Here is a 19,998-nt window from a genome sequence, read left to right as displayed (position 1 = left end):
TCGGCGCCGCCGCGCTCGTCGGCGGAGCCCGGGCGCCCGACGCGGACGTCCGACGCGACGACCAGGCCGCCGCCCAGGGCCGCCAGGCGCAGCGCGGCGAAGGTCGACCGTGCCGTGCTGCCGAGGTCGGCGGCGAAGGCGCTGGGGGACAGGCCCAGGGCCGCGTGCACCGCGGTGGCGTTGGTCTTGTCGGCGTACGGCGGGCTGCTCGTCGCCAGCAGGAGCGACTCGACCGTCGCCGGCTCACGGTCCCCCAGCGCGCGGGCCGCCGCCTCGACCGCCATCGTGGTGGCGTCCTCGTCGAAGGCGGCGACGACGCGGGTGGCTCGGTCGCCGCCGCGCGGGTCCGTCCGCCAGGCCGGGAGGTAGGTGGCGTAGCCGAGGAGCCCGTTCATGCCGGTCATGCGGCCACCCCGCGGAAGAGGGCGGCGATCCCCTGCCCGCCGCCGATGCACATCGTCTCGAGCGCGAGGCCGCCCTGGCGGCGGTCGAGCTCGCGGAGCATCGTGGTCAGGATGCGGACGCCGGTCGCGCCAATGGGGTGGCCCAGGGAGATGCCCGAGCCGTTGACGTTGAGCCGGTCCTCGACGTCGTCCAGCGTGAGTCCCCAGCCCCGGAGCACGGCGAGCACCTGGACCGCGAAGGCCTCGTTGACCTCGATCAGGTCGAGGTCGTCGAAGCCCACGCCGGTCCGGGCGAAGAGCCGCTGGACGGCCCCGACGGGGCCGATGCCCATCATCGAGGGCTCGCAGCCGACGGCTGCCCAGCCCTCGAACCAGCCGATCGGCTCCAGGCCGAGCTCGTCCAGCCTCTCCTCCGCGACGACGAGGCAGGCCGACGCGGCGTCGTTCTGCTGGGCGGCGTTGCCGGCCGTCACGGTGCCCTCGGGCATGATCGCCCGCAGCCGGCCCAGCGACTCCACCGTCGAGTCGGCACGGATGCCCTCGTCGTGGTCGAAGGTCACCGGGTCGCCCCGCCGCTGCGGCACCTCGACGGGAACGACCTCGTCCTTGAACGCCCCGCTCTCCCATGCGGCAGCGGCGCGCCGCTGGCTGCGCACGGCGAACGCGTCCGCCTCGTCGCGGCCGATGTCATAGGCCCGGGCGAGGTTCTCGGCGGTCTCGATCATCCCGCTGATCTCGCCGAACCGCCACGACGGCTGGGAGCGCTCGCGGCCGCGGTCGAGCCGGTCGTAGAGCGTCTGATTGCCCGACCTCGACCCCCACCGCGCGGTGGTGGTGTAGTGCTCGATGTTGCTCATCGACTCCACGCCGCCGGCGAGGACGAGGTCGGCCGCGCCGGTCTGCACCATCATCGCCGCGGTGACCACGGCCTGGAGGCCGCCGCCGCAGCGGCGGTCGATCTGGAAGCCCGGCACCTCGATCGGCAGGCCCGCGTTGAGCGCGACCCAGCGGCCGATGCAGGGCGCCTCGGAGTTGGCGTAGGACTGCGCGAACGCGACGTCGTCGATCCGGCCCGGGTCGACGCCGGTGCGCTCGACGAGAGCCTTGACCACCTGGGCCGCGAGGTCCTCGGCCTTGACCGGCAGGAGACTGCCACCGAAGCCGCCGACGGCGGTGCGGACGGGCTCGACGATGGCGACTCGTCTCATGGGTGCTCCTGGGGCTCAGTGGGGTGTCAGCGAGGTGTCAGTGGGCCAGCGTCAGAGCGTCGTCCGCCGCGCGGTCGAGCTCGGCCCGGTGCGCCGGGTCGGCGATGGCGATGAGGCGGTCGACCCGCTCCTCGAGGGCGAGCCCGCGCAGGTCGGCGATGCCGTGCTCGGTCACGACGACGACCGGCTCCGAACGAGGGGTGGAGACCGGCCCGTTGAGGCGCGGGACGATCCGGGTCCGCCCCCGAGCGGTCGAGGTCAGCGCGATGACCGGGAGACCGCCCTCGGACCGCGCGGCGCCGCGGAGGAAGTCGACGGCTCCCCCGACCGCGCCGACGTAGCGGGGCCCGATCGTCTCGGCGTTGACCTGCCCGGTCAGGTCCACCTCGATGGCGGCGTTGATCGCGGTCATCCGGTGCGACGTGGCGAGCACCTCGGGGCTGTGGGTGTAGCTGGTCGGGCGCAGCCCGAGGGCGGGGTTGCGGTCGGCGTACGCGAAGAGGCGGCGGCTGCCGCCGAGCAGGCCGCCGACGGCGACTCCTCGGTCCCGCGTCTTGCGTACGCCGGTGGCGACCCCGGCCTCGATGAGGTCCATCGCCGCGTCGTTGACGATGCCCGAGTGGATGCCGAGGTCGCGGTGGCCGTGGAGCGCCTGGAGGACGGCCGAGGGCAGCGCGCCGATCCCGAACTGGATCGTCGCCCCGTTCTCGACGATCGAGGCGACGTTGGCCGCCACCCGCGCCGTCGCGGCATCGAACATCGGCGTCGTCATCTCGGCGATCGGCTCCGAGGACCGCACCGAGGCGGTGATCCGGTCGGCGGGGAGGCGCCGCGCGCCGGGGGTCCACGGCACGTGGGGGTTGATCTCCGCGATCACCGTCGCCGCGGTGTCGATCGCCGCGGAGAAGTAGTCGTCGGCCAGGCCCAGGCAGTGGTCGCCGTCGGCGTCGGGGGGCGAGACCTGGACGAGGACGACGTCCGCGCGCAGCGCCCCGACCGACAGCAGCGACGGCAACGTGGAGTAGTGCACCGGATGGATCTCGAGGCGGCCGGCGCGGTGGAGCGCCGCGTTGGTCCCGGTGCCGCAGTAGGACAGCACCCGCAGCTCCGGAGGGAGCTCGCCCTGGACCGAGGAGTCCGCGGGGATGCCGACGAAGCACCGCACCGGCCCGATGCCCGGCGCCTGCTCCACCAGCAGGCGGGTGAGCATCCGGGGCTCGGCGCACGCCTGGCCCCAGACGACGAGATCCCCCGGGCGGACGTACTGCCGCAGGTCGAGCGTCATGACCGGTCGCGCCACCGATCCGCCGACGGATCCAGCAGCTCGACCAGGTGCCCGTCGGCGAGCCAGACGATCGCCTCGAGCTCGAGGGCGTCCAGGAAGCGGACCCGGCCGGTGCGGAGGTCCTCGATCCGCAGCCGGGTCGAGTTCCCGCACGCGTCGACGTCGACCGAGATCTCGGCGAACTCGCTGCCGACGACCGGCCCGATGCCGGGGATGTCGTGCGGACCGCGATCACCCATGTGGATTCCCACCTTCGCGCTCAGATCAGGAAGGCCATGGTCGGGATCGGCTTGTCGTTGTCGACGAGCACGACCTTCTTGTAGGCGAGCCGGATCTCGCCGTCGATCCGGCGCAGGCGGTAGGTGACCCGGCCGCCCCACAGCTCGTTGACCCGGAGCCGGGACTCGAAGGCGAGGAAGTTGGCGCCGACCTCCAGGTCGAGATCGCCGGCGCCGTTGCGCCGTCCGCCGAGGAGCTCGATGTTGCCGATGATCCGGCGCAGGTCCGACGGCGGCGCCTGGGCGTACCGCTTGCCGGTCCGGACCTGCTTGAGCCGGGTCGAGATCCGGTTGCGGTTGTCGTAGATCACCGCCACGTGGGTCTCCGGGTCGGTGTCGGCGCCGTTCGCCGGGACCCAGTAGAGGGCGTCGTCGGTCCAGAGCGCCTCCCACGCGTCGTAGTCGTTCTCGTCGGCGTGCCGGGCCTCGCGATAGAGGAACTGCGCGACCTCGTCGTGGCTCCAGCCGTCGGGTGTCGGCTCGAGCGTCTCGGTGCGGCTGTCGAGGAGCGTCATCACGCCTCCATCAGGCTCTTGTAGTGCTTCCAGAAGCCGCGCATGCCGGTCTCGTCGGTCGCGGCGCCGATCGTGAAGCCGGCGTCGTCGGTCCGCTCCCGTCCGAGCCCCCGGCGTACGTCGAGCCACTCGGGATCGAGCATCTCGACCCCGCGCTGGTTCCGCTCGTACATCTCGGTGTCGTCGGCGAGCAGCATCCCGGCGGGACCGACCGAGCCGATCGACTGCGAGATCATCCGGCGGTTGAGCTCCTCCCCGCCGCCGAGCTGGACCGCCGTGGCGTACTGCGTGCACTCGCCGACGGCGACGGGCTGGATGTTGAAGACCTGGATCTCGGCGATGAAGAGGTTCGGGAAGATCATCACGTGGGGCGCGCCCTCGATCATCCGGCGTGAGGCGTCCTCGCCGTAGGCCTGCTCCATGGCGGCGACGTACTTCGGCACGCGGTCCGGCGTCGTGCCGAACCACCGCATGGGCTCGGCGAACGAGCGGAACTCGGGGCGGAGGTCGTTCTCGCTGTGCCCGCCTCCCAGCGCGCGGGTGACGGCCGTCGAGGCATCGCTGTAGAGCGCACCGATCGGGCTGCCCGTGACGCCGAAGATCGAGCCGTGCACGAACTGGGGGTGGTAGCCGTCGGTCTCGTTCTCGGCGAGGAACTTCCAGTTCGAGCGGGTGCGGTGGGCGAGCCACCCCACGTCGAGCGACACCGTGCCCTCGGGCGAGAGCCCGACGAGACGGTCGATCTCGCCGGCCGCGGCCCCGAGGTGCTCGATCAGGCTCGGACCGTCCTCGGCCATCGACCCGAAGACGAAGCCCTGGTAGGAGGCCACCCGCGGGACCCGGCCCATGCCGAGCCCGGCGAGCTGGTTCTTGCCGCCGTAGCCCTTGTTGTAGGGGTAGCCGAGCAGCTCGCCCGTGTTCCGGTAGGTCCACCCGTGGTAGGGGCAGCGGAACGAGCTGGAGTTGCCCTGCGCGTCGTCGCAGACCTGGAGGCCGCGGTGCGCGCAGCGGTTGATCAGCAGGTGCACCTGGCCGTCGGCCGCCCGCGTCATGATCACGTCCTGCGTGGCCAACTTCTTGCGGACGTAGTCGTTCGGCTGCGGCACCTCGCTCTCGTGACCGACGAAGACCCACGTCCTGAACCAGATCCTCCGCAGCTCCTCGGCGAAGATCGACGGATCCGTGTAGAGCGTGCCGTGCACCTTGTCAGGCTGGATCAGGCGATCGAAGCGCCCGTCGAGGGACGACTCCGATGGCAGGACCGACGTCATGACATGCCTCCTCAGTTGTTTAATCTATTTTAGATTAACACGTCATGACGAGGAGAGCATCTGCACGAGGCGGAATTTCTGGATCTTCCCCGTCGGCGTGGTCGGCAGCTCCGCGGGCGCCAGGAAGACCACTCTCTTGGGCACCTTGAACCGCGCCAGGTGAGCCCGGCAGTGCTCGATCACGTCCTCCTCGGTGAGGGCCGTGCCGGGGACCGGGACGATGACGGCGCAGCCGATCTCGCCCCAGCGGTCGTCGACGAGCCCGATCGCGAAGACCTGACTGACGCCCTCGTGTGCCGCGAGGACGTCCTCGACCTCCTTGGGCATCACCAGCTCGCCGCCGCTCTTGTACAGCTCCTTGCTTCGCCCGGTCAGCTCAAGGTAGCCGTCGGGACGGACGCGGCCGAGGTCGCCCGAGTGCAGGACGCGGTCCTCGCCGAGCACCGCGGCGGTCTCCTCGGGCTTGTCGAAGTAGCCGAGCATCGTGGTCGGCCCGAACGAGACCAGCTCGCCGATCTCGCCTGGGAGCAGGGCCTCCCCCGAGACCGGGTCGACGGTCGAGTAGACGGTGAGGTCCCCCGAGCCGGGCACTCCCGCGGAGCCGGCTCGCTTCGGGCGTCCGACCGTGGTCGAGGTCAGCTCGAGCGCGTCCTCGGGAAGGGTGAGCGTCATCGCTCCCCCGCACTCGGTCATGCCGTAGCCGGTCACGATCTCGCTGACGCCGAAGAGCTGCTCCACGCGCTGCCACAGCCAGACCGGCGCCGGCGCCGAGCCGCACAGGATCGCCGTCAGGGAGCCGAGGTCGTAGCGCTCGCGGGCCTCGCTCTCGACCATCGCCACGGCCATGGTCGGCACGCAGAGGATGTCGTTGACGCGGTGCCGCTCGATGCCCGCGAGATAGCCCTCGGCGCTGAAGCTCGTCTGCAGCACGACCGCGCCGCCGACGTACATCGCCGAGAGGATGCCCTCGACGTAGCCGAACATGTGATAGCAGGGCAGCGAGAAGAGGATCCGGCGACCGTCGCCGTAGGCACGGGTGAGCGCGGAGGCGTAGCCGGTGCGCAGGACGGCGTCGTGGGTGACCAGCACGCCCTTCGGCGAGCCCGTGCTTCCCGAGGTGTAGAGCATGTCGCCGATGTCGTCGGGTCCATGGGTGGGCGCGGCGGCCGCGCCCGGATGCGACGAGCCCAGCTCGAACAGCTCCGCGTACGTCGTAGCGCCGGCGCGGTCGCGGCCGTCGGTGCTCAGCACCACGACGTGACGCAGCTCCAGCCCGGCGTGCTCGCTCGCCTTCTCCCACCCCGGCGCGATCGTGTCGAGCATCTCGAGGTAGTCGAGACCGGCGAACCCGGTCATCGTCAGGAGCACCGAGCATCGGGACTGCGCGAGGACGTAGCCGAGCTCCTCGGTGCGGTAGAGGAAGTTGAACGGGATCGCGGTGGCGCCCGTGCGGGCGATGGCGAACTTGAACGGCACGAACTCCGGGTAGTTCGCCATCAGCATGCCGACGCGGTCGCCGGGCCCGACGCCCAGGGAGACCAGGGCGTCGGCGATCACGCGCGACTGCTCAGCCAACTCGGCGTACGTCAGCGTGACCTCGTCGGTGATGACGAACGGCCGGTCGGGGTAGGCCGCGGCGCACCGGTCGAGCCAGGCGTCGAGCGTCGTCGGCGTCCACGTCGCGAAGCGCGCCTCCAGGGCCTCCCTGCGCTCCTGTATCGATTTCATCCCTCGTCCCTCCTCAGGGTGCGGTGCTCCTCAGAGCTCGCGATAGCTGCCGGCGAGGATCTGCTCGACGGCCTGGAACTTGCGGACCTTCCCGGTCGCGGTGACGGGGAGGTCTCCGGCGGCGAACCACCGGGTCGGGACCATGAAGGGGGCGAGACGCTCCCGTGCGTGCGCCTCCAGCTGGGCGCGCAGGTCGGCCGGCTCCTCGCCGCGGACCCTGACGAGGGCGGCCACGACCTCGCCCCACCGCTCGTCGGGCAGTCCGACCACGCTCGCCTCGAGCACCGCAGGGTGGGCGATCAGCGCCGTCTCGACGGCGACCGGCGAGATGTTCTCGCCACCGCGGATGATCAGCTCCTTGAGCCTGCCGGTGACCCGCAGGTAGCCCCGCTCGTCGAGGCAGCCGAGATCGCCGGTGTGCACGAAGCCGTCGGCATCGATCGCCTTGGCGGTGGCGACCGGGTCGTGGAGGTACTCGACGAGCTGCTGATAGCCGCGAGCGCAGATCTCGCCCTCGACGCCGAGGGGCTGGACCGCGCCGGTGAGGGGGTCGACGACCTTGCAGTCGACCTGCGGCAGCGGGTGCCCGACCGTCGCGAGCTGGTCCTCACGGCTGTCGCCCGGGCGGGTCGCGGTGAGGACGGGAGCGAGCTCGGTCTGGCCGAAGAGGTTGATCACCGAGGCGCCGAAGGTGGACTCCGCCGCCTCGATCATCGAGGCGGGGACGTTGGAGGCGCCGCCCATCACGACCTCGATCCGCTGGGCCGGCTCGGCCCGGGAGCGCTGGGCCTCCAGCAGAGCCCCCAGCACCGCGGGCACGTAGAAGAGGACCGACGCCTGCTCGTCCCTGAGCACGTCGAGGACGGGATCGGGCGCGAAGCGCTCGATGAGCACCTCGGTGCCGCCGACCCACGTCGGCCCCAGGGTGCCGATCACGCAGGCGGCGGTGTGGAACATGGGCAGCGGGTTGACGCAGACCGCGCCACCCCGGACGCCCACGGCCTCCATCGTCAGCTTGGCGACGTTGACCAGCGAGCGGTGCCGGAGCAGGACGCCCTTGGGGTTGCCGGTGGTGCCCGAGGTGTACTGCAGCATCACCGGGAGGCCGGGGTCGGTCGGCGCGGCCGCGACCACGGCGGCGTCGGGCTCGGCGGCCCGCCAGCGGTCGGTCTCGCTCAGGCTGATGGTGACCAGGTCGGGGAAGTCGCCGGCCAGCTCGGCGACGACGGCGGCCAGGTCGTAGTCCCGGCTCTGGTCGGCGTGGAGCAGGACGGTGCCGCGCGAGTGCGCGACGGCGTACGCCAGCTCGGCCTTCCGCAGCACGGGATTGAGCGCCACGAGTACGACGCCGGCGAGTGCCGCGCCGTACTCGACGATCGGCCACTCGACGACGTTGGGCGCCCAGAGCGCGACGAAGTCGCCGGGCTGCGCGACCTTCGACAACGCGGTGGCGACCCGCCCGGCCTCCTCCCAGAGGTCGGCATAGGTGAGCCGGACGCTCTCGCCGGTGCCATGCCGGGTGCCCACCAGCGCGAGCCGGTCGGGATGCTCGTTCGCCCGGGCCTGGAGGAGCCCGCCGACCGTCAGCTCCGCGAGCGGGCTCGAGGTGTCGGCGGGGACGAAGGACTCGGTGAGGGACATGGGTTCACTCCTGGATGCCGCGGAAGACCGGGCGTCGCTTCTCGTGGAAGGCGGCGACTCCCTCGGCGAAGTCGTCGCTGTCGAAGAGCCGGACCTGGTACTCCACCTCGCGGTCGAGCACGTCGAGCGGGGCGGCCGGGGTGGCGCCGAGCAGCTCCTTGATGGCACCGAAGGCGAGCGGCGGTCCGGCGGCGAGGCGGGTGGCCTCCGCGCACGCGGTCTCCAGCGCCGCGCCCTCCTCAACGAGGCGGTCTACCAGGCCGAGGGCGTGCGCCTCCGGGGCCGTGATCGGCGCCGGCAGGAGCATCAGCTGCTTGGCCCGGGCGGGGCCGATCCGGGCCGGGAGGCTGGCGAAGATGCCCATGTCGCCCGCCAGCCCGACCCCGGTGAACGAGGTCGAGAACGCGGCCGTCGAGCTCGCGACGATCCGGTCGCAGGCCAGTGCCAGCGAGGTACCCGCGCCGTAGGCGGGCCCTTCGACAGCGGCGAGCACCGGCTTCGGCGTCCGCCAGATCGCGCGTACGACGCGTTGGGCCGCCTCGGCACGAGGACGTGCCTGCTCCTCGGGGAGGCGCTCCATCGTCGCGACGTCGCCCCCGGAGCAGAAGGCGCCGCCGGCGCCGGTGAGCACGACCGCCCGGACGGTGCCGTCGGCATCGGCCTTCTCCAGGGCCTCGGCGAGGGCGATCCGCAGCGGCCAGTCGATGGCGTTGCGCACCTCGGGGCGGTTGAGCGTGATCACCCGCACGGCGCCGGTGTCGCGGGTGAGCACCACCTCGGTCGGGCTCATGAGCCGGTGAACTCCGGACGGCGCCGCTCGATCACCGCGGCCAGCCCCTCGCGGGCGTCGGCGGTGCCGGAGAGCTCGGAGACGACGCGGGCCTCCTCGCCCAGGCGCGCCTCGATCGACGCGCCGACACCGTCCCAGACCAGCCGCTTCGTCGCCGCGACGGCGAGCGGTGGCAGGGCGGCCAGGCGGGCGGCGAGCTCGTCGACGGCGTCGGCCAGCTCGCCGTCCTCGACGACCCGGTTCACCAGGCCGATCTCCCGCGCCTCCTCCGCACTCAGCGTCGGGTTGAGCAGGAGCAGCTCGAGGGCCTTGCGGACGCCGACGATCTGGGCGAGCGTCACGCTGCTGCCGCCGTCGGGCGCCATCCCCACCCGGACCGCGCCGGAGAAGAGCCTCGCGGAGCGCGTGGCGACCACGATGTCCGAGGCGCAGACCAGGCCGAGGCCACCGCCGCCGGCGGCGAAGCCGTGTACGGCGGTGACGACCGGGGCCTTGAGCCGCAGCAGCGACGCGGTGGCGATCTGGAGCCAGGCGGTCGCCTCGCGCAGGTACGCCGGGAGCTCCTCGCCCTTCGAGGCGAAGGTCTTCACGTCGCCGCCGGCGCAGAAGTTCGGTCCCTCGCCGCTGAGGACGACGACCCGCACGCCTGGCTCGCCATGGGCCGCCAGGACGGCGTCGTTGAGCGCGCGCAGCAGCTCGACGTCGAGGCCGTTGGACGCCTCGGGACGGTTCAGCCGGATGCGGGCGACGCCGTCGGCGACGTCGTAGAGGACGGGGGCGCTCATGCGGGACTCCTCGCGGCGAACGCGGTGACACCGGCGCCGCCGGCGTCACCGGAGATGTGGGCGACGACGGCGTCGAGCTCGAGTCCGAGCCCGGTCCCGAGGTCGGACTCGAGGCCGGCGTACACGAGGTGCTTGATGCCGACGGCCGCGTCGCGACGCCGTCCGGCGAGGGTGCCCAGGAAGGCCTCGACCTCGGTGTCGAAGGCGGCGTCCGGCCAGCTCCGGTAGGCGAGGCCGAGGCGGTGCGCCTCGGCGCCGCTGATCCGGTCTCCGCTGAGGAGGAGGCCGAGCGCCTGCTGGCGCCCGACGAGCCGCGGGAGCCGCTGGGTGCTGCCACCGCCGGGCACCTGACCGAACCGGATGTGGTTGTCGGCGATGCGGGCCTCGTCGTGCACGAGCACGATGTCGGCCGCCTGCATGAGCTCGAACCCGCCGGCCGCGGCCGCTCCCTCGACGACGGCGACGACCGGCACGGGGATCTCCGCGATGGCCCGGCAGGCCGCCGCGAAGTGCTCGAAGAGCGGGCTCAGTCCCGCGGGTCCGTCGGCGCGGAGGCGCTCGACCTCGTGGAAGTCCCCGCCCGCGCAGAAGCTGCCGCCCGCTCCGCGGATCGCGATCACGTTGACCTCGGGGTCCGCCCCGAGCCCGCGGAGCGCCGCCTCGAGCTCCGTGCCGAGCTGGACCGTGATGGCGTTGAGCTGCTCGGGACGGGACAGGGTGATCCGGCCGACGTGGCCGTCCACCTCGGTCCGCACGACAGGGGTCCCGGTCACATCCCTCTCCCGCCGCCGACCTCGAGGACGGCTCCGGTCATGTAGCTGGACAGGTCCGAGGCCAGGAAGAGCACCGCGCCGGCCACCTCGTCGGGCTCACCGGCCCGCCGCATCGGGATCGAGGCCTCGGTGGCCGCCAGCGCCTCCGGCGTCATCGCGGCGGTCATCGGCGTGCGGATCAGGCCGGGCTGGACCGCGTTGATCCGGACCCCGTGGTGGGCGACCTCCTTGGCCGCGGCCTTGGTGAGGCCGACGATGCCGGCCTTGGCCGCGCTGTAGTTGGTCTGCCCGGGATTGCCGAACTTCCCCGACAGCGAGGAGATGTTCACGATGCTGCCGCCGCCGCTCTCCCGCATCGCCGCCTGGGCCGCCCGCACCCCGAGCCACGTGCCCCGCAGGTGGACGCCGACGACGAGGTCGAAATCGTCGAGCGTCATCTTCCGCAGCGACGCGTCCTTGGTCACGCCGGCGTTGTTGACCCAGATGTCGAGGCCGCCGGAGCCCAGGGCACGGTCGGCGACGGCCTGCACGTCGACCTCGGAGGTGACGTCGCAGGCGATGCCCGCGGCGCCCGGGATCTCCGCGGCCGCGGCCTCGGCCCGGTCCCCGTCGAGGTCGGCGATGGTCACCCGGGCGCCCTCGGCCGCGAGCCGGCGGGCGATCGCCAGGCCGATCCCCTGCGCGGCCCCGGTCACGACCGCGTGCCTCCCGTCGACGATGCCGCCCATCAGGCGATGTACCGCACGATCGACTCGACCACGGCGGCCGGCTTCTCGGCGCCCTGGATCTCGATGGTGGTCGTGACGGTCGCCTGGACCGCGCCGTCGAGCGCGGTGACGTCCTTGATGGCGGCCGTTCCCCGGATCTTCGCCCCGGCGGGCACGGGCGCGATGAAGCGGACCTTGCCGAGGCCGTAGTTGACCGCGAGCCGGACGCCCTCGACCTCGTAGAGCTGATGCCAGATGACCGGGAGCATCGAGAGGGTGAGGAAGCCGTGCGCGATCGTGCCGCCGAACGGCCCGCCGGCGGCGCGCTCGGGGTCGACGTGGATCCACTGGTGGTCGCCCGTGGCGTCGGCGAAGAGGTCGATGCGCCTCTGGTCGACCTCGATCCAGTCCGACGATCCGAGCTCGCTGCCCTCCGCCGCCACGAACTCGTCGATGCCCTCGAAGACCCTCATTGCGCTCACTCTCGATCAGTGGTTTTCGAATTGAAGATAGATTAGAATACATGGTGACGTCAATCACAGGAGGACCATGGACCTCGGACTCGAGCACGCCCGCGTCATCGTCACCGGCGGGGCCTCCAACATCGGGCGCGGCATCGTGCACGGCTTCGCCCGCGAGCGCTCCCGTCTCGTCATCTCCGACATCGACGAGGAGCAGGCGCAGCGGGTCCGCGCCGAGGCGCTCGACCTGGGCGCCACCGAGGTGATCGTCCATGCCGGGGACCTCACCTCCCCTGCCGTCGCCGCCGCGGCGGTGGAGCGGTCGGTGACCGCATGGGGCGGCCTCGACGTGCTCGTCAACAACGCCGGCTGGAGCAAGGGCGAGTTCCTCGCCAAGGACGACGACCGGTCGCGCTGGCAGCGGCTCGTCGACATCAACCTCTTCGCCGCCGTCGACATGAGCCGCGAGGCGGTCTCCGCGATGCGCGCCGGCGAGGCGGGCGGCTCGGTCGTCTTCGTGGCCAGCGAGGCGGCGTTCGGCCAGATCAGGCAGGGGGTCTACGGCGCGACCAAGGCGGCCGAGGTGGCCCTGGCCCGCACCCTGGCGCGCGAGCACGGCCGGCACGGCATCCGCTCCAACGTCGTCTGCCCGGGACTCGTCGTCCCCGAGGGCCCCGAGGCGGTCGGCAGCGACAGCCTCTGGTCCGCCGGACAGGACGGGGTCTTCAACGAGAGCCAGGTCGACTACCTGCTCAAGGACACTCCCCTCCGGCGGCTGACGTCGGCCGAGGACATCGCCAACGCCGTCGTGTGGCTGGCCTCCCCCACCGCGGCTCGGCAGGTCACCGGCCAGCTGATCGCCGTCAGCGGCGGCTACACGATGCCATGAGCCGATCGACTCCGGCCCGGACCGGGCCCACGCGGTCGAGGACCGCGCGCCCGACGACCCCGGCGGACACGACGCGCGAGCGGATCCTGCGCGCCACGGCGCAGGTGCTCGCCGAGCGCGGCTACGCGCGCACGCGGCTCGGCGAGGTCGCCGAGCGGGCCGGGCTCCGACCGCCCGCCGTCTACTACTACTTCGACTCGCGCGACGACCTGGTCTCCGAGGTGATGCGCGTCGGCCAGCAGCGGGTGCGCAAGCACGTGGAGGAGGCGATCGCGTCCGACCTCGGCGACGTCGCCTCCCAGGTGGCGGCGGGCATCGAGGCGCACCTCCGCATCCAGCTGGAGCTCTCCGACTTCGCCGCGGCGGTGACCCGCAACGCCGGCCATGTGCCGCCTCCGGTCCGGCAGGCGCTCAACGAGCAGAGCGAGGCCTACCACGACCTCTGGCGCCGGCTCCTGCGTCGCGCCCACGAGGAGGAGCTGCTCCTCCCCGACCTCGACCCGAGCATCGCGCGCATGCTGCTGATCGGCGCGCTCAACTGGGCGGTCGAGTGGTGGACGGCCGATCGCGACCTCGACGCCCTGGTCCAGGACACCCAGTCGTTCATGGGCCAGGCGCTCTTCCGATGACCGGTCCGGCGTCGTCTCTGGCGATGTCCTTGAATTTATTCTAGATTAGAAATCTATTCGGACTCCCAAGGAGGAACCCCATGGCCGAGGCCTACATCGTCGACGCCGCCCGTACGGCGGTCGGGCGCCGCAACGGCGGCTTTGCCGGCGTCCACCCGGCGGACTTCGCCGCCCACGTCATCCGGACGGTCGTCGAGCGCAACCCGATCGACCCCGCGGACATCGAGGACGTCGTCTGGGGCTGCCTCGACAACATCGGCGCCCAGGCCGGCGACATCGGCCGCACCGCGGCCCTCGCGGCGGGCCTGCCCGAGACCGTCCCCGGCGTCACCATCGACCGCCAGTGCGGCTCCTCCCAGCAGGCGCTGAGCTTCGGCGCGATGGGCGTGGCGAGCGGCTTCCAGGACCTCGTCCTCGTCGGCGGCGTGCAGAAGATGAGCCAGTTCCCGATCCTGAGCGCGTTCCCGGCCGGGGAGCCCTACGGCTCCACCGACCCCTGGACCGGCTGCAAGGGCTGGGAGGCGCGCTACGGCACCCAGGAGATCTCCCAGTTCCGTGCGGCCGAGCTGATCGCCGAGAAGTGGAAGATCACCCGCGAGGCCACCGAGGAGTTCGCCCTCGAGAGCCACCGCCGAGCGATCGCCGCGATCGACGCCGGCCACTTCGAGCGCGAGATCACGACGTACGAGGGCGTCAGCGTCGACGAGGGCCCCCGCCGTGACACCACGCCGGAGAAGATGGCCACGCTGCAGACGCTCACGCCCGGCGGCGTCGTGACCGCCGCCGCGTCGAGCCAGGTCTCCGACGGCGCCGCGGCCATCCTCGTCGCCTCCGAGGCCGCAGTGAAGCGCCACGGCCTGACGCCCCGCGCCCGCATCCACCACATCTCGGTCCTCGGCGACGACCCGGTGATGATGCTCACCGCCCCGATCGAGGCGACCCGGCGGGCCCTCACGAAGGCCGGCCTCTCGATCGACGACATCGACGCCGTCGAGATCAACGAGGCCTTCGCCCCGGTGGTGATGTCGTGGCTCCAGGAGCTCAACGCCGACCCCGCGAAGGTGAACCCCAACGGCGGCGCGATCGCCCTCGGCCACCCCATCGGCGCCACCGGCGCCCGGCTCATGACGACCCTGCTCCACCACCTCGAGCGCACCGGAGGCCGCTACGGCCTGCAGACGATGTGCGAGGGCGGCGGCCAGGCCAACGTCACGATCATCGAGCGTCTCTGAAGGGCCCGCGGTGAAGCGCACTCTCTACACCGAGGACCACGAGGCCTACCGCGAGACCGTGCGCGAGTTCCTCGCCCGCGAGGTCTCGCCCTACAAGGACCAGTGGGACGAGGACCGCTGGATCCCGCGCGAGCTGTTCAAGAAGGCGGCCGAGGCCGGCCTCTACGCCCTCCAGATCCCCGAGGAGTACGGCGGCAGCGGGGTCGCCGACTACCGCTACCGCCTGGTCGTCGGCGAGGAGGTCGCCCGCGCCAACGCCATCTCGCTGACCGTGACCCTTGGTCTCCAGGACGACCTCTTCCTGGCCTATCTGCTCGGCCGGGCCGACGAGGAGCAGAAGAAGCGCTGGCTCCCCGGCGTCGCCTCCGGCGACCTCATCGGCGCCCTCGCGATGACCGAGCCCGGCACCGGCAGCGACCTCCAGGGCATGCGCACCACGGCGGTCCGCGACGGCGACCACTACGTCGTCAACGGCCAGAAGACCTTCATCTCGTCGGGCATCATGGCCGACCTCATCGTCCTGGCCGTGCGCACGACGCCGGAGGGCGGCTCCAACGGGTTCAGCCTCCTGATGGTCGAGGCCGACTCCACCCCGGGCTTCGAGCGCGGCCGCAAGCTCGACAAGATCGGGCTGCCCGCCCAGGACACGGCCGAGCTCTACTTCACCGACGCACGCGTCCCGGTCGCCAACCTCCTCGGCGAGGAGGGACAGGGCCTGAAGTACCTCATGAGCCACCTCCCGCGCGAGCGGCTCGGCGTCAGCAACCAGTCGATCACGACCGCACGGGCGACGCTCGACCAGACGATCGCCTACCTCAAGGACCGGACCGCCTTCGGGAAGCGGCTCATCGACTTCCAGGCCACCCGCTTCGCGCTGGCCGAGATGGAGACCGAGCTCGACATGGCTCAGGCATACGTCGACGCCCAGGTCCTCGCCTTCAACGACGGAGCGCTGACGCCGGTCGACGCGGCCAAGGGCAAGTGGTACGTCTCGGAGCTGATGAAGCGCGTCGTCGACCGCTGCCTCCAGCTCCACGGCGGCTACGGCTTCATGCGGGAGTACGCCGTCGGCAAGGCCTACGTCGACACCCGGATCCAGACCATCTACGGCGGCACCACCGAGATCATGAAGGAGATCATCGGACGCGACATCGCCGGGTGAGCCTCACCCGAGGATCTCGGCCTCGAGCTGAGCAAGCGCGTCCTCCAGGTGGATCAGCATCCGCTGCAGGCTGGGCAGGTGGCGCCGGTCGCCGACGATGCCGAACGTCATGGTGTCGGCGTACCGCGTCACGGTGATGTTCATGCCCTGCCGCTCGGAGATCATCGAGACGGGATAGATGTCGGTCATCTCCGAGCCGTTGAAGTAGAGCGGAACCGGGGAGGCCGGGACGTTGGAGACGATCAGGTTGAACGGCGGCCGCTCGGGCGCGAGCGCCGGGGTCATCGACCCGACGGCCGCGCCACCCATGATGATCCGGCTCAGGGCGATCGCCTCCGCCGTCCCCAGACCGGCGAAGAGCTCCTTGGAGCGGACCATGGACGAGGCGATGCCGGCGAGCCGCTCGGCGGCGGAGACCGTCGTGGTGCGGAGGTCGCACAGGATGGCGCCGAAGGCGTTGCCCGACTCGGCGTCGAACTCGTCCCGGTCGCGGCGCAGGGAGATCGGCACCATCGAGATCAGCGAGGCCTCGGGCAGCTCGCGGAGATCGGTCAGGTAGGCGCGCAGCGCTCCCCCGCACATGGCCAGCGCGACGTCGTTGACCTGGCAGTCCGCGGCGGCCGCGACCGCCTTGAGCCGGGGATAGGACCAGTGGTCGCCCGCGAAGCGACGGGCGCCGGTGAGGGGCTGGTTGAGGATCGACCGCGGCGCCTCGTAAGGAACCCTGCCGAGGGCGTCGCCGGCGAGGCTGCGCAGCGCCCCGACGGCCTTCGCGGTGGCGACGACCGACCTCTGGACGTAGCGCGCTCGCGCGCCGGGGCCCGCCGAGGCCCTCGTCGTCGTACGGCGGTCCGCCGGTGCCTCGGGCTCCGGATCGGGCTGGGCCCACGGCGGAAGGCAGTCACGCCTGTCCCTGTCGGGCGAGAGACTGGCGAGCATGTGGCGGGCGAGGGTCATGCCGTCGGCGAGGCCATGGTGGGTCTTGAACGTCGTGGCGAAGCGTCCGTCCCTGAGACCTTCGACGAGATGGAACTCCCATGGTGGCCGATTCCGGTCGAGGACGACGCCGTGCTCGAGGGAGACCAGCTCGAGCAGCTCGCGGATGCGACCACGGGCCGGCAGGGCGACGTGGCGCACGTGGTAGTCGAGGTCGAGGTCGTCGTCGGCCCACGCCATGGTGGTCGCCGAGCGCAGACTGCGCACCGGCTTCCGCGCGAACGCCGGTTTCACCCGAAGCGTGAGGAGCTCGTCGTAGAGCTCGGACAGATCGAGGTCGCCGACCGGCCTGAAGAGCTGCAGCGCGATGACGTGTGCCGGCTTTCCGGGCGACTCGCCGAGGAAGAACATGGCGTCGTTCAGGGACATGCTGGACAAGCGGTGACCTCCTGGAGCAAGGGGAGACGCCTGAAACGTCGCCGCAATAATCTATTCTGAGATAGAAAATGTCCATGCCCTCCCACCCTCCGCTGATCCTCATCCACGGCATGTCCTCCGGGCCGCAGGCCTGGGCGCCCGTCCTCTCCCGTCTCGAGCAGCAGCGCGAGGTCCACGTCGTGACCCTGCCCGGGCACCACGGAAGGCCGATCCCCCGGGACTTCTCCAGCTCCACCTACGTCGACCTCGTCGAGGCCGAGCTCGACCGGCTCGGGATCGAGGCCCCCGACGTCGTCGGCAACTCGCTCGGCGGCTGGATCGCGCTCCAGCTCGCCGCCCGCGGCCGCGCCAGGTCCGTCGTCTGCCTGGCCCCGGCCGGAGGCTGGCCGGTCGGCAGTCCCTTCGACCGCCTCCTCACCGCCCAGTTCGCCGCCGCCTACCGCGTCTGCCGCATGCTCGTCGCGCCGGCCGGGCGGCCGTTCCGCCGGACGCCCGGCGTACGCCGTGCCCTGCTCCACGCGATGGTGGCCCGCCCCCAGCGGGTGAGTCCCCGAGCCTTCGACGAGATCGTCGCCGACGTCGCCGGCTGTCGCGCGCTCCGGGAGTCGCTCCACCGGCCGGCGGCCCGCGACCTCGCCTTCACCCCCGCAGCCCCGTGTCCGGTCCTCATCGCCTGGTCGGCCGAGGACCGCATCCTCGTGTCCCACGCCTACCGCCGCACCCTCGCCGAGCAGGTCGGCGCCCCCACCGTCGTCACCCTCCCCGGCGTCGGCCACATCCCGATGTCCGACGAGCCCGATCTCGTCGCCCGGACGATCCTCGAGTTCACCGCCTGAGTCGGCGGAGGAGCAGCGCTCCGACGTCCCGCGGCGGTGACGGCCGGACCAGGCCCGCCTCTCAGCCGAGCGGGTTCCTCCCCGGGGTCGCTCCGGCCATGTCGGTGATCTCCGACCACCGGTCGGCGACCTCGGACGCGGTCGGCGGGGTGGCGAAGGTGACGCCCTTGTTCTGGAACTGCTGGACCCGCTGGACCTGCCCGCCACCCACGACGAAGACCGAGCCGGTCTCCTCGAGCTCCTCGGACATCAGGTGCGTCACCACCGGGGCGACGAAGGCCGGGGGGAGCTTCTCCAGAAACTCCGCGGGAGCGATGTCCTCGGTCATCCGGGTCGCCGCCAGCGGAGCGATCGCGTTGGCCTTGATGTCGTTCTTCGCGCCCTCGATCGCCAGGGTGTTGATCAGGCCGATCAGCCCGCTCTTCGCTGCGCCGTAGTTGGCCTGGCCGAAGTTCCCGTAGAGGCCACTGGTCGACGTCGCCACGACGATGCGGCCGAAGCCCTGCTCGCGGAAGAGCGGCCAGACCGCGTGGGTGACGTAGTAGCCGCCGTACAGGTGGACCTGCTGGACGGCGTCCCAGCCGGCGTCGTCGAGCTTGGCGAAGGACGCGTCGCGCAGGATCCCGGCGTTGCTCACCACCCCGTGGACGGACCCGAAGGCGTCGAGGGCGGTCGCGACGATGCCCGCGGCGCCCTCGGCGGTCGCGACGCTGTCGTAGTTGGCGACGGCCTCCCCGCCGGCCTCCCGGATCTCGGCGACGACCTCGTCCGCCATGGCCGATCCGGCACCCGATCCGTCACGCGCGCCGCCCAGGTCGTTGACGACCACACGGGCGCCGTTGGCGGCGAGATCGAGCGCGTACTCGCGGCCCAGACCTCCGCCCGCTCCCGTGACGATCACGACCCGTCCGTCGACTCCTGGCATCTTCATCCTCCTGAGACTGGCTTGACTGAATTTTGAATCCAGATTAAGACATATGAGATAGATTTTCTATCCGCCGTTAAACACGATTGAGAAGGGCGTCAGCATGGTGGATCCCGCCGAGGGCCAGCCGGAGCAGGTCTCGACACGGGTGTGGCGTCTGCCGCTCCCCCTGCCACTGGCCGGGCTGCCATGGGTCAACTGCTACGCGATCCTCGGGGACCACGATGTCACGCTGATCGACCCGGGCTGGATGAGCCCGGAGACCGAGACCGCGCTGCTGGGTCATCTCGGCCGCGTGGGAGCCGACCCGGGCGACGTCCGGCAGGTCCTCGTCACCCACGCGCACTGGGACCACTACACCCAGGCGCTCGACTGGCAGCGGCGCCACGGCACCCGGGTCCTGCTCGGCCGCGAGGAGGGCCACAGCATCGATCGGCTCGATCTGTCGAAGGGACCCCACCCGGCCCAGGCCGCCCTGCTGCGCCGTTCCGGGGCCTCGGCACTGGCCGACACGCTCGACCACCTTCCGCTGGAGGGCTGGGAGGTCGACATGCCGTTCAGCGCTCCCGATGCCTGGCTGGACGACGGAGACCGGGTGGACTGCGGCGGCGTGGAGGTCACGTGCGTCAGTACGCCGGGGCACACCCGCGGCCACATGGCCTACCAGCTCGACGACCTGGTCTTCACCGGCGACCACATCCTGCCGCGCGTCACGCCCTCCGTGGGCTTCGAACAGGCCCCCGAGGAGCACCCGCTGGCGACCTATCTCGTCTCCCTGCGCGAGGATGCCGAGCGCCCGGATCGCCGGCTGCTGCCGGCGCACGGCGCCGTCACGGCGAGTGTCCGCGACCGGGCGCGCGCGCTGCTGGCCCACCACGACGCACGGCTCGCGGAGGTGGCCGACCGCGTCGCCGGCGGGGCGACCACGGCCTTCGAGGTGGCCTCGGGGATGACCTGGACGCGCCGGCAGCTCACCCTCGAGGAGCTCGAGCCGGTCCACGCCATGACCGCCGTGCTGGAGGTACGCGAGCATCTCGAGCTCCTCGCCGCCCGCGGCGACCTCGGGAAGCGGGCCGACCTCGTCGAGTCCTACGCTGCCTGAGCA

Annotated in this window: 20 protein-coding genes and 1 pseudogene; 6 read left to right on the top strand and 15 right to left on the bottom strand. The window is 71.8% G+C overall.

All coding sequences use genetic code 11. From position 1 onward, the window contains the following. From QM572_RS10760 to QM572_RS10700, 13 genes and pseudogenes are all read right to left on the bottom strand, one after another. Positions 1–404: pseudogene (locus QM572_RS10760) on the bottom strand (hypothetical protein); the annotation flags it as partial. Further along, positions 401–1,612, bottom strand: a complete 1,212-nt coding sequence (locus QM572_RS10755) for an acetyl-CoA C-acetyltransferase (RefSeq protein WP_415092898.1) — start codon at positions 1,610–1,612, stop codon at positions 401–403. The pseudogene QM572_RS10760 and the gene QM572_RS10755, both read right to left, overlap by 4 nt. Before the next feature lie 37 nt (positions 1,613–1,649). Then, positions 1,650–2,897, bottom strand: a complete 1,248-nt coding sequence (locus QM572_RS10750; protein ID WP_415092896.1) for an acetyl-CoA hydrolase/transferase family protein — start codon at positions 2,895–2,897, stop codon at positions 1,650–1,652. Continuing rightward, a complete protein-coding gene (locus QM572_RS10745; RefSeq protein ID WP_415092895.1) occupies positions 2,894–3,136 on the bottom strand; it encodes a hypothetical protein in 243 nt (80 codons plus the stop codon). Before QM572_RS10745 ends, QM572_RS10750 begins: the two co-directional genes overlap by 4 nt. A gap of 20 nt (positions 3,137–3,156) precedes the next feature. Beyond that, complete coding sequence (locus QM572_RS10740; protein WP_415092893.1) at positions 3,157–3,690, bottom strand: aromatic-ring-hydroxylating dioxygenase subunit beta; 534 nt, start codon at positions 3,688–3,690, stop codon at positions 3,157–3,159. Next, positions 3,690–4,961 carry an aromatic ring-hydroxylating oxygenase subunit alpha gene (locus QM572_RS10735; protein WP_415092891.1) on the bottom strand — a complete coding sequence of 424 codons (1,272 nt, stop codon included), beginning with the start codon at positions 4,959–4,961 and terminating at the stop codon, positions 3,690–3,692. Before QM572_RS10735 ends, QM572_RS10740 begins: the two co-directional genes overlap by 1 nt. Positions 4,962–5,003: 42 nt before the next feature. Then, on the bottom strand, positions 5,004–6,689 hold the full coding sequence (locus QM572_RS10730) for a class I adenylate-forming enzyme family protein (RefSeq protein WP_415092889.1): 1,686 nt from the start codon (positions 6,687–6,689) through the stop codon (positions 5,004–5,006). Positions 6,690–6,719: 30 nt separating this feature from the next. Beyond that, the gene (locus QM572_RS10725; RefSeq protein WP_415092887.1) at positions 6,720–8,330 is read right to left on the bottom strand and encodes a class I adenylate-forming enzyme family protein; all 1,611 of its coding nucleotides are present in this window, start codon (positions 8,328–8,330) and stop codon (positions 6,720–6,722) included. Between the two features lie 4 nt (positions 8,331–8,334). Then, positions 8,335–9,120, bottom strand: a complete 786-nt coding sequence (locus QM572_RS10720; protein WP_415092885.1) for an enoyl-CoA hydratase/isomerase family protein — start codon at positions 9,118–9,120, stop codon at positions 8,335–8,337. Next, a complete protein-coding gene (locus tag QM572_RS10715; protein ID WP_415092883.1) occupies positions 9,117–9,905 on the bottom strand; it encodes an enoyl-CoA hydratase/isomerase family protein in 789 nt (262 codons plus the stop codon). The genes QM572_RS10720 and QM572_RS10715 overlap by 4 nt, the downstream gene beginning before the upstream one ends. Then, on the bottom strand, positions 9,902–10,678 hold the full coding sequence (locus tag QM572_RS10710; RefSeq protein WP_415092881.1) for an enoyl-CoA hydratase/isomerase family protein: 777 nt from the start codon (positions 10,676–10,678) through the stop codon (positions 9,902–9,904). The genes QM572_RS10715 and QM572_RS10710 overlap by 4 nt, the downstream gene beginning before the upstream one ends. Continuing rightward, positions 10,675–11,406, bottom strand: coding sequence for a 3-oxoacyl-ACP reductase FabG (gene fabG, locus QM572_RS10705; protein WP_415092880.1), 732 nt, complete (start codon positions 11,404–11,406; stop codon positions 10,675–10,677). Before fabG ends, QM572_RS10710 begins: the two co-directional genes overlap by 4 nt. Further along, entirely contained in the window at positions 11,406–11,858 is a 453-nt protein-coding gene (locus tag QM572_RS10700) for a MaoC family dehydratase (protein WP_415092878.1), read from the bottom strand. Before QM572_RS10700 ends, fabG begins: the two co-directional genes overlap by 1 nt. Before the next feature lie 76 nt (positions 11,859–11,934). On the opposite strand from QM572_RS10700, the gene QM572_RS10695 reads away from it, so the two are divergent. The 4 genes from QM572_RS10695 (at position 11,935) to QM572_RS10680 (ending at position 15,758) form a co-directional block, all read left to right on the top strand. Then, entirely contained in the window at positions 11,935–12,735 is an 801-nt protein-coding gene (locus QM572_RS10695) for an SDR family NAD(P)-dependent oxidoreductase (RefSeq protein ID WP_415092876.1), read from the top strand. Continuing rightward, complete coding sequence (locus tag QM572_RS10690; RefSeq protein WP_415092874.1) at positions 12,732–13,364, top strand: TetR/AcrR family transcriptional regulator; 633 nt, start codon at positions 12,732–12,734, stop codon at positions 13,362–13,364. The genes QM572_RS10695 and QM572_RS10690 overlap by 4 nt, the downstream gene beginning before the upstream one ends. A gap of 80 nt (positions 13,365–13,444) precedes the next feature. After that, positions 13,445–14,596: an acetyl-CoA C-acetyltransferase gene (locus QM572_RS10685; protein ID WP_415092872.1), complete on the top strand. Its 1,152-nt coding sequence runs from the start codon at positions 13,445–13,447 to the stop codon at positions 14,594–14,596. A 10-nt stretch (positions 14,597–14,606) separates the two neighbouring features. After that, on the top strand, positions 14,607–15,758 hold the full coding sequence (locus QM572_RS10680; protein ID WP_415092870.1) for an acyl-CoA dehydrogenase family protein: 1,152 nt from the start codon (positions 14,607–14,609) through the stop codon (positions 15,756–15,758). A gap of 3 nt (positions 15,759–15,761) precedes the next feature. Here QM572_RS10680 and QM572_RS10675 read toward each other — a convergent pair whose 3' ends face one another. Further along, the gene (locus QM572_RS10675; protein WP_415092868.1) at positions 15,762–17,123 is read right to left on the bottom strand and encodes a wax ester/triacylglycerol synthase family O-acyltransferase; all 1,362 of its coding nucleotides are present in this window, start codon (positions 17,121–17,123) and stop codon (positions 15,762–15,764) included. Between the two features lie 83 nt (positions 17,124–17,206). Between QM572_RS10675 and QM572_RS10670 the strand changes: the two genes are divergently transcribed. Continuing rightward, entirely contained in the window at positions 17,207–17,968 is a 762-nt protein-coding gene (locus QM572_RS10670) for an alpha/beta fold hydrolase (RefSeq protein ID WP_415092866.1), read from the top strand. Between the two features lie 61 nt (positions 17,969–18,029). On the opposite strand, the gene QM572_RS10665 is transcribed toward QM572_RS10670, so the two are convergent. Next, positions 18,030–18,899, bottom strand: a complete 870-nt coding sequence (locus QM572_RS10665; RefSeq protein ID WP_415092864.1) for an SDR family oxidoreductase — start codon at positions 18,897–18,899, stop codon at positions 18,030–18,032. 97 nt (positions 18,900–18,996) lie between these two features. Between QM572_RS10665 and QM572_RS10660 the strand changes: the two genes are divergently transcribed. Continuing rightward, on the top strand, positions 18,997–19,995 hold the full coding sequence (locus QM572_RS10660; protein ID WP_415092862.1) for an MBL fold metallo-hydrolase: 999 nt from the start codon (positions 18,997–18,999) through the stop codon (positions 19,993–19,995). Positions 19,996–19,998: the final 3 nt, after the last annotated feature.

Source organism: Nocardioides sp., assembly GCF_047607365.1.
GTDB lineage: Bacteria > Actinomycetota > Actinomycetes > Propionibacteriales > Nocardioidaceae > Nocardioides.
This window is presented reverse-complemented; position numbering and strand designations above follow the sequence as displayed.